Annotated in this window: 5 protein-coding genes and 1 pseudogene; 3 read left to right on the top strand and 3 right to left on the bottom strand. The window is 60.5% G+C overall.

Annotated features, from left to right (window positions below; genetic code table 11):
- Positions 1-204: 204 nt before the first annotated feature.
- The 3 genes from HX846_RS17415 to HX846_RS17425 are packed head-to-tail and all read left to right on the top strand — an operon-like array spanning position 205 to position 3,770.
- Positions 205-864, top strand: a complete 660-nt coding sequence (locus HX846_RS17415) for a paraquat-inducible protein A (protein WP_177022667.1) — start codon at positions 205-207, stop codon at positions 862-864.
- Positions 851-1,474 carry a paraquat-inducible protein A gene (locus HX846_RS17420; protein WP_003214366.1) on the top strand — a complete coding sequence of 208 codons (624 nt, stop codon included), beginning with the start codon at positions 851-853 and terminating at the stop codon, positions 1,472-1,474. The genes HX846_RS17415 and HX846_RS17420 overlap by 14 nt, the downstream gene beginning before the upstream one ends.
- A complete protein-coding gene (locus HX846_RS17425; RefSeq protein WP_003214369.1) occupies positions 1,467-3,770 on the top strand; it encodes a PqiB family protein in 2,304 nt (767 codons plus the stop codon). Before HX846_RS17420 ends, HX846_RS17425 begins: the two co-directional genes overlap by 8 nt.
- Before the next feature lie 174 nt (positions 3,771-3,944).
- Here HX846_RS17425 and mksF read toward each other — a convergent pair whose 3' ends face one another.
- The 3 genes and pseudogenes from mksF to HX846_RS17440 all read right to left on the bottom strand — a co-directional run.
- A complete protein-coding gene (mksF, locus tag HX846_RS17430) occupies positions 3,945-6,785 on the bottom strand; it encodes an Mks condensin complex protein MksF (RefSeq protein ID WP_008437530.1) in 2,841 nt (946 codons plus the stop codon).
- Complete coding sequence (gene mksE, locus HX846_RS17435) at positions 6,782-7,489, bottom strand: Mks condensin complex protein MksE (protein ID WP_003214375.1); 708 nt, start codon at positions 7,487-7,489, stop codon at positions 6,782-6,784. The genes mksF and mksE overlap by 4 nt, the downstream gene beginning before the upstream one ends.
- Positions 7,479-8,260 (bottom strand): annotated as a pseudogene (locus HX846_RS17440) (hypothetical protein); the annotation flags it as partial. The pseudogene HX846_RS17440 and the gene mksE, both read right to left, overlap by 11 nt.

Genomic DNA, 8,260 nt, shown 5'->3' on the forward strand with positions numbered 1-8,260 from the left:
GGTCGGAAAGTATGGCGAGCTTGCTGGCGAAAAACTCCAACGGTAACGCGGGCTTCCTGATGCCACGCATTGGTCTAAATCCCCTCGTCCCAATCCCCCCTCGCGCACACAAACGCTACTGAATCTCCCGACAAATTTGCACAGTTATTTCTGAACCAGAACACTAGAATAGGCACCTAATCTTTTTTAGAGTCCGAGCCCTATATGCCCGACCCGGTTGATGCCCTTGAGGCGTCAGACTTACCGCTGGACGAACTCGTGGCATGCCATGAGTGCGACTTGTTGATGCGCAAGCCGGAGCTTGCCCGCGGTGAAAAGGCCCAATGCCCACGCTGCGGCTACGAGCTGTACGCTCACCGCCACAACGTCGTTGAACGAAGCCTGGCGTTAGTGATTGCCGCGCTGCTGTTGTACGTCCCCGCGAACTTTTTACCCATCATGCAGCTCAATCTACTCGGGCAGTCCTCGCAGGACACCGTGTGGACCGGCGTGGTCGGTCTGTTCGACACCGGTATGCAAGGCGTCGCCGTGGTGGTGTTCCTCTGCAGCATGGGCATTCCATTGCTCAAGCTCCTGTGCCAACTGGCGGTATTGCTGAGCATCCGCTGGAACATCGGCCGTAGCTACGGTCTGCTGTTTTATCGCATCTACCATCATCTGAAAGACTGGGGGATGCTCGAGGTCTATCTGATGGGCGTGCTGGTGGCGATCGTAAAGCTGGCTGACATGGCCACTATCACCGTAGGGCTCGGTCTGGCCTGCTTCGTCAGTCTGTTAATGGTCCAGATATTGTTGGAGGTGGTGATGTCACCTCACCAGATCTGGGAAGCGCTGTCAGGAGAGGATGCTCATGCGGGCGATTGATGCGGGCATTCTGATCTGTACCGAATGCCACGAACTAAACAAACAAGACCCGGACACCGACGAGCAAACCTGCACCCGTTGCGGCGCGCTGGTCCACGCCCGTCGTCCGAACAGCCTGACGCGCACCTGGGCGCTGCTGATCACGGCAGCCATCTTGTACATCCCGGCCAATTTGTTGCCGATCATGACCGTAAGCTCCCTGGGCCAAGGCGATCCGAGCACCATCATGTCCGGCGTGATCCAGTTGATGCAGCACGGCATGTTCCCGATCGCCGCTGTAGTGTTCATCGCCAGCATTCTGGTGCCCACCTTCAAGCTGGTGGGCATCGGCTTGTTACTGTTCTCGGTGCAGCGTCACCAGCCACTTTCCGCGCAACAACGCATTATCATGTACCGCTTTATCGAGTTCATTGGCCGTTGGTCCATGCTGGATATCTTCGTGATTGCCATCCTGGTGGCGGTCGTAAACTTTGGGCGACTTGCCAGTGTCGAGGCCAATCTCGGTGCCGTAGCGTTCGCCAGTGTGGTGATCTTGACGATGCTTGCCGCAGTAACTTTTGATCCCCGACTGATTTGGGATAACACGGAGTCGGACGACGACCATGAGTGATTTGCCTAAGGCTAAAACCCGCCCAGCTTCCAACTGGTCGGCCATTTGGGTGCTGCCCCTGATTGCCCTGATCATCGGTGGCTGGTTGGGATGGCGTGCGTACAACCAGCAAGGTATCGAGATTCAGGTACGCTTTGAAAGCGGCGAAGGCATCCAGGCCAACAAGACCGAAGTGGTCTACAAAGGCATGTCCGTGGGTAAGGTCAAAACCCTGGCCCTGGATGACGAAGGTAACAATCGCGGGGTGATTGCTACCATCGAGATGAACAAGGATGTGGAGCAATACCTCAAGACCAACACCCGCTTCTGGCTGGTAAAGCCAAGTGTCAGCCTGGCCGGGATCACCGGCCTGGAAACCCTGGTCTCGGGTAACTACATCGCCGCCAGCCCAGGCGATGGTGAGCCGACGCGCAAGTTCAAGGCCCTGTCCGAAGAACCGCCTTTATCCGACGCCAAGCCCGGCCTGCACCTGACGATCAAAGCTGATCGCCTCGGCTCGCTGAACCGTGGCAGCCCGGTGTTCTACAAGCAGATCCAGGTCGGCCAGGTCAAAAGCTACCTGCTCTCCGAAGACCAGACCACCGTTGAAATCAAGGTCTACATCGAGCCGACCTACGCCAGCCTGGTGCGCAAACACACGCGTTTCTGGAACGCCAGCGGCATCAGCATCGACGCCAACCTTTCCGGCGTAAAAGTCCGCAGTGAATCCCTGGCCAGCATCGTTGCCGGCGGTATCGCCTTCGCCACGCCGGAGAACCGCAAGGACAGCCCACCGACGGACCCGAGCCTGCCGTTCCGCCTGTACGAAGACTTCGATGCAGCAGCGGCGGGCATCAAGGTCAAAGTCAAGCTCACCGACTTCGAAGGCCTCCAGGCGGGCCGCACCCCGGTGATGTACAAAGGCATCCAGGTCGGCAGCCTGAAAACCCTGAAGATCGATCCGGACCTGTCCAGCGCCAATGCCGAGTTGACCCTCGACCCACTGGCCGAAGACTACCTCGTCCAGGACACCCAATTCTGGGTAGTCAAGCCGTCCATCTCACTGGCCGGCATCACCGGGCTGGAAGCGTTGGTCAAAGGTAACTACATCGCCATCCGTCCCGGCGACAAGGGCACCGCGCCACAACGGGAGTACGTCGCCCGCGCCAAGGCGCCGCCACTGGACCTGCGTTCCCCCGGCCTGCACATGGTGCTCTTCACCGACAACCTCGGTTCCCTGGATGTCGGCAGCCCGATCCTCTACAAGCAGGTCAAGGTCGGTTCCGTGCAGAGCTACCAGTTCTCCCGCAAGAACAAGCAACTGGTGATCGGCGTCCATATCGAGAAAGAATACGAAGGCCTGGTCAATGGCTCGACCCGTTTCTGGAATGCCAGCGGCGTGACCCTGACCGGTGGGCTTACCGGCGGCATCCAGGTGAAAAGCGAATCCCTGGCCAGCCTGATGGCGGGCGGTATCGCCTTCGAAACCCCGGAGCCGAATGTGCCGCTGAAAAAGCGCATCCCGCGTTTCCGTCTGTTCCCGGATCGCGAAGCCGCCAACCAGCACGGTACGTTGGTGACCATCAAGGTCGACCGCGCCGATGGCCTGCGCCCGGGTACGCCAGTGCGCTTCAAGGGCCTGGACGTAGGCAAGATCGAAAGTGTCGACCTGAGCGCCGACATGCAATCGGTGCTGCTCAGCGCGCGTATCACCCAAGTGGCCGACCGCATCGCACGGGCCGGCAGTCAGTTCTGGGTGGTCAAGCCTGAACTGGGCCTGATGAAAACGTCGAACCTGGAAACCCTGGTGACCGGCCAGTACATCGAAGTACAGCCAGCGACCAAAAGCATCGGCCCACAGAAGAGTTTCGTCGCGCTGGACAAGCCGCCAGAAGCCGTTCATCAGGAGGAGGGCCTGAGCCTGGTACTCAGCGCCGCACGCCGTGGCTCGTTGAAGGAAGGCGTTCCGGTCACTTACCGCGAAGTCACCGTAGGCAAAGTTACCGGCTACGAGCTGGGCCAGACCGCCGACCGTGTGCTGGTTCACATCCTGATCGAGCCCAAGTACGCGCCTCTGGTGCGCAGTGGCAGCCGGTTCTGGAACACCAGCGGCTTCGGGCTCGACTTCGGCTTGTTCAAGGGCGCGACTGTTCGCACTGAGTCCCTGGAGACCCTGGTCGCCGGCGGCATCGCCTTTGCCACGCCGGACGGCGAGCGTATGGGCAACGCTGCACGGCCCCAGCAGACCTTCCCGCTGTTCGACAAGTTTGAAGATGAATGGCTGACCTGGGCGCCTAAAATCCCGCTCGGCAAATAGATCGAGGCGCGGCCTTCGCGAGCAAGCCCGCCCGCTCCCACATTTGACCCAGTTCCCATTGAAGGAACCCGATTGAATGTGGGAGCGGGCTTGCTCGCGAAGAGGCCCTCAAGAACACCAAAAAAAGGCCGCGATCCAGAAGATCGCGGCCTTTTTGCATTTCAGCGCAACTGATTAAACCTCATCCAGCTCCGGCTCATCCGCCTGCACATTCACCGTTGCCTTCACCACATCGTGACGACGGATGTACTTCCAGTCCGCCTCATCAATGTAGATCCCGTTCGGCCCGCTGCCGCCTTCCAGGTCGATCGCCACCTGGGCGGAAACCTGCGGCTTCACACTGGCCAGAATCGGCACGAAGCCCAGCTGCAAGCTGGTTTCCAGCAACGCCGCCTGGTTCTTCTCATCAATATCCGCCGCCTCGTCGAGGTAGTACGGCAAGCGCACGCGCCCGGCCTGGTCGCGGTCCATCAAGTGCAGCAACAAATACATGTTGGTCAGCGCCTTGATGGTCATGGTGGTGCCGTTGGAGGCGGCGCCATCGATGTCGGTGTGAATGATCGGCTGGCCGTTGACCTTGGTGATCTCGAACGCCAGTTCGAACAAGTCCTTGAGGCCCAACTGGTTATGATTGGCCGCTACCAGGCGCGCCAGGTATTCCTTGGCCTCTTCGTTCTTGTTGTCCTGCTCGGCGCTCTGGCTCAGATCGAACACCGACAGGGTTTCGCCTTCTTCATACTGGCCGGCACTGTGGATGATCTGGTCGATATGCTTGAGGGCTTCCTTGTTCGGCGCGAGCACGATGCGGAAGCTCTGCAGGTTGGACACCTGGCGCTTGTTGATCTCGCGGTTGAACAACGCCAACTGGTGCTCAAGGCTGTCGTAGTCGCTGCGGATATTGCGCAAGGTGCGTGCGATATCGGTGACGGCCGCACGCCGGGCCTTGCCCAGGGTCAGCGCTTCATCGGTACGGTGCGCGTAAGCGTTGATCAACAGATGCAGGCGGCGCTCCATATCGTCTTCACTGTCGAACTTGGCCACGCCCTTGAGGCGCACCTGTGCGTACAGCGCGTCGATCTGGCCATCAGCGCGCAGCAGGCCTTGCCAGCTGTCCTGGTAGTCATTGAGCAGCGGCAGCAGGTTGTCCATGGAATCGTCGACCGGGTCCATGAACGGCGTACCAAACGGCAAGTCTGCCGGCAGCAACTGACGACGACGCAACGCGTCATCCAGGGTGCGCTGCTTGGCTTCCATATCACCAATCTGCCTGCCTACCAATTGCAGCTTGGCCGACAGTTGCTGGACGCGCTCGGTAAACGCATCGCTGGAGCGTTTCAATTCGTCCTGGGCCGCTTCCATCTGCGCCAGGCTTTCCAGCTTCTCGCCTTCCTCGGCGCTCAGGGTTTGTGCACGGCGGAAATCTTCCAGCGCCTTCTGCGCGTCCAGTACCTGTTGGTACAGCGCTTCAGTCTGGGTCTTGCTCGCCGCGCGGTCGGCCGCCACGGCTTGCTGGGTTTTCAGTTGCTTGAGTTCTTTTTCCAGACGCTCTTTCTGGTCGCGCAACGCGGCGCGGTCAGCCAGTGCCTGCAACGCTGGTGGTTCAATGTGCGAGATGTCGATGGCCAGCCCCGGCACTTCAAAACGCTCGCCCTTGAAGCCATCAAGGATCTGCTCCAGGGATTTCACCCACAGGCCGTCCTCGTCCAGCGTGATGCCATGCTCACCCAGCGGCAAGCTGAACAGCGAACTGTTGAACAGGCGCATCAGACGCTCGACATCCTGCTGCGAGAATTCTTCCCGCAGCTTGGCGTAGCTGTTGTTGTCGGCGTGATCAAGTTGCTGCTTCACCGACTTCAGGCGTTTTTCCAGGTCCCGCAGACGTTCGTCCAGATCCTCGGCGCTGAACTGGCGCGACTGCGCCAAGGCCCCGGCCAGTTCATCGTGAGCATCCTTGGCGGCCAGCAGTTGCTGCTCCAACACCTTGACGTCATCCACCAGCGCGAAGCGGTGCTTGAGCACCGACAGCTCACCCAGCCAGCGCTGAATCCCGCTGATTTCCCGCTCCAGGCGCATCAGCTCCTGAGTGCCGCCGCGCTGGTCGTTCTGCAGCGAATCCTGCTCGTTGCGGTAATGCTCGGCCTGGATCGTCAGTTCTTCCTTGCGCGCACTGGCGTAGTCCGACCAGGTGCCCAGCAACGAATCCAGCAGCGGTGACAGGCGATGCAGCTTGCCCCGCAGAATGTCCCGCTGCTTCACGCCGTTGGCCAAGGCTTCTACCAGAGGGCCGGCAGCCACCAGCGAGTTGTAGTCCTGCTCCATGCGTCGTACATCGCGGAAGGCTTCTTCGCACGCCGCGATGTAATCGACACTGCCGGAACGCAGGCTGTGTTCGAACGCATCCAGAAACAGCTGCTTCAACTTGGCCGCGGTGATTTCCCGCATGTGCAGCAAATTGATAAACAGCGCGCGGAAGGTCTTCAGGCTCTGCTCGCTGGTGGAGCGCAGCGGAATCAGGGTCAGGTCCAGCGGGATCGACGTATGGCCGCCCACCAGCAAACGCCGCAGCTCATCGGGCTTGAGCTCATAGGCTTTCAGGCCTTCGCGCTCAAGGTTGGTGAACAGCTCTTTCTGGCGCAGGCAGGTGTCGTTCTTCTGGTAGTGCGCCAGGTCCAGCTTGCCGGCGTAGGCAAAGAACTGGTGACCGAAACCACCGCCCGGGCCGCGACCGACCACGCCGATCACGTGCGGGCCATGGGGAAGCGAGACTTCCACGAGGATGTAGCTGGTGTCGGTGGCAAAGTAGAAACGCCGGGATTGCTCCAGGGTGTACTTGCCGAAACTCATGTCCGACATGCGCGCCAGAATCGGGAACTGCAAGGCGTTGATCGACGCCGATTTGCCGAGGTTGTTCGCGCCGTACACCGACAGCGGTTCTTCCAGCGGGAACAGGCCCAGGCTGTAACCGGCGGTGTTCAAAAGGGCGAAGCGGCGAATGCCGTAGCGTTCCTTGCTCATGCGTCGGTCTCCTGTTCTTCGGCAATGGCGCGGGCCAGGGCGTCTTCTTCGCTTTCTTCTGCAAAGTCACTCAAGTCCAGCGGGTCATCGGTCTTCAGCAGTTTTTCATCGCTGTCTTCGTCGATGATCACCGGGGCCGGCAACGGCAATACGCTGTGGATGCTCGCGGCCAGGTCGCGGTCTTGCTGGACCGAGAGGCACACATCGAGGAAGCGGTGCATCGGCGGCAGGAAGCGGTAGATGCCGTTCTCTTCACCGGCAAAACCCAGCTGGGTCATGCGGCGCATGATTTTTTCTTCCAGTTCCTCGACGGTCTGCACTTCGGCCTGGATAAACAGGTCGCGGTACTTTTCCAGCAACGACGGCAGTTCGTCACGGCCCAGGCTGCCACCGTCGAGCACGGCGATCGGGTCGCGGCCCTGGTCGGCCAGGTGCTCGACGATGATGAAGGTGAACAACGCCAGGCGCTGGGCGGTCTTGTTGACCTGCGCGGCGGCCACGGCCGAGTCCGGCACGAAGTAGTAGAAACCTCGCGTGTCGCACACCAACTCAAAGCCCAGGGCCTTGAACAACGTGCGGTACTGGTCCTGGAAGTTCGACAGTTGGGCGTACAGCTCCGGGTCGCGGCGGCTGACGTGGTAACCCTTGAACAGCTCGCGAAAGATCGGCGCCAGCTGGGACAGTTCGGATAGATCAAGATGCATGAGGGGTGCTCGCAGAATTCCCGGCCGTATCAATACTGGCTGGAAGCAGGGCGAATGAGCGCAGGCTGACCTGGTGCTCGTGAGTGTGGTAATCCCGTCGTTCCAGACGTTCACGCTTGAAGCGTTTTTCCCGCGACAGGCGTGAGAACCAGTACAGCAACTCGTCGGTTGCGCCGTCCGGTTCCTGCTCCAGCAGCCAGGTCATCAGGTCCGGCATCGGCAGCGCGTCTTCACAGCGCTCGAGCATTTCCTTGACCGTGCGCGGTGCGCGAGGGGCTTCGCCCTTGTGGGATTTATGCGCCTTGGGGAAACGCGCCGGCTTCGGTTCGAAGTTGGCCAGGGCGTACACGTAGGCTTCGACCTGGCTGGCACTGCCAAGAAAGGTGCTTTGCGGCCGGGTGAACATCGGCATCGCCGCTTGCGGCACCGCGTCCAGGCCCTTGCGGCGAATCGCCGACAAGGCCAGCGCCGCGCCCCGGGTCACGGCGTTGTGCCGGCGCGCTTCTTCCCGCAACGGCAGCAGCAGTTCCCGGGCGTGACGCAAGGTCAGTTGGGCGCTGGTCTGCATTTCGAGGATGCGCGCGTGGGTGCGCAGCAGCATGTCGTCGTCCACCAGGTGGCCGAGGCGCTGCTGCTCGGTGAGCATGCGCAACAGTACGTTTTCCACCTTGCGCACGCCTTGTTCGAAGGCGCCGTCGGCGTTCACCAGTTGAATCATCGGCTCGACGTATTCGTCCCAGGTCGCCAGTACTTCGGCGTAGCGCTGGCGCA

The sequence above is a fragment of the Pseudomonas sp. K5002 genome, from assembly GCF_013386655.1.
In the GTDB taxonomy this organism is placed as follows: Bacteria; Pseudomonadota; Gammaproteobacteria; order Pseudomonadales; family Pseudomonadaceae; genus Aquipseudomonas.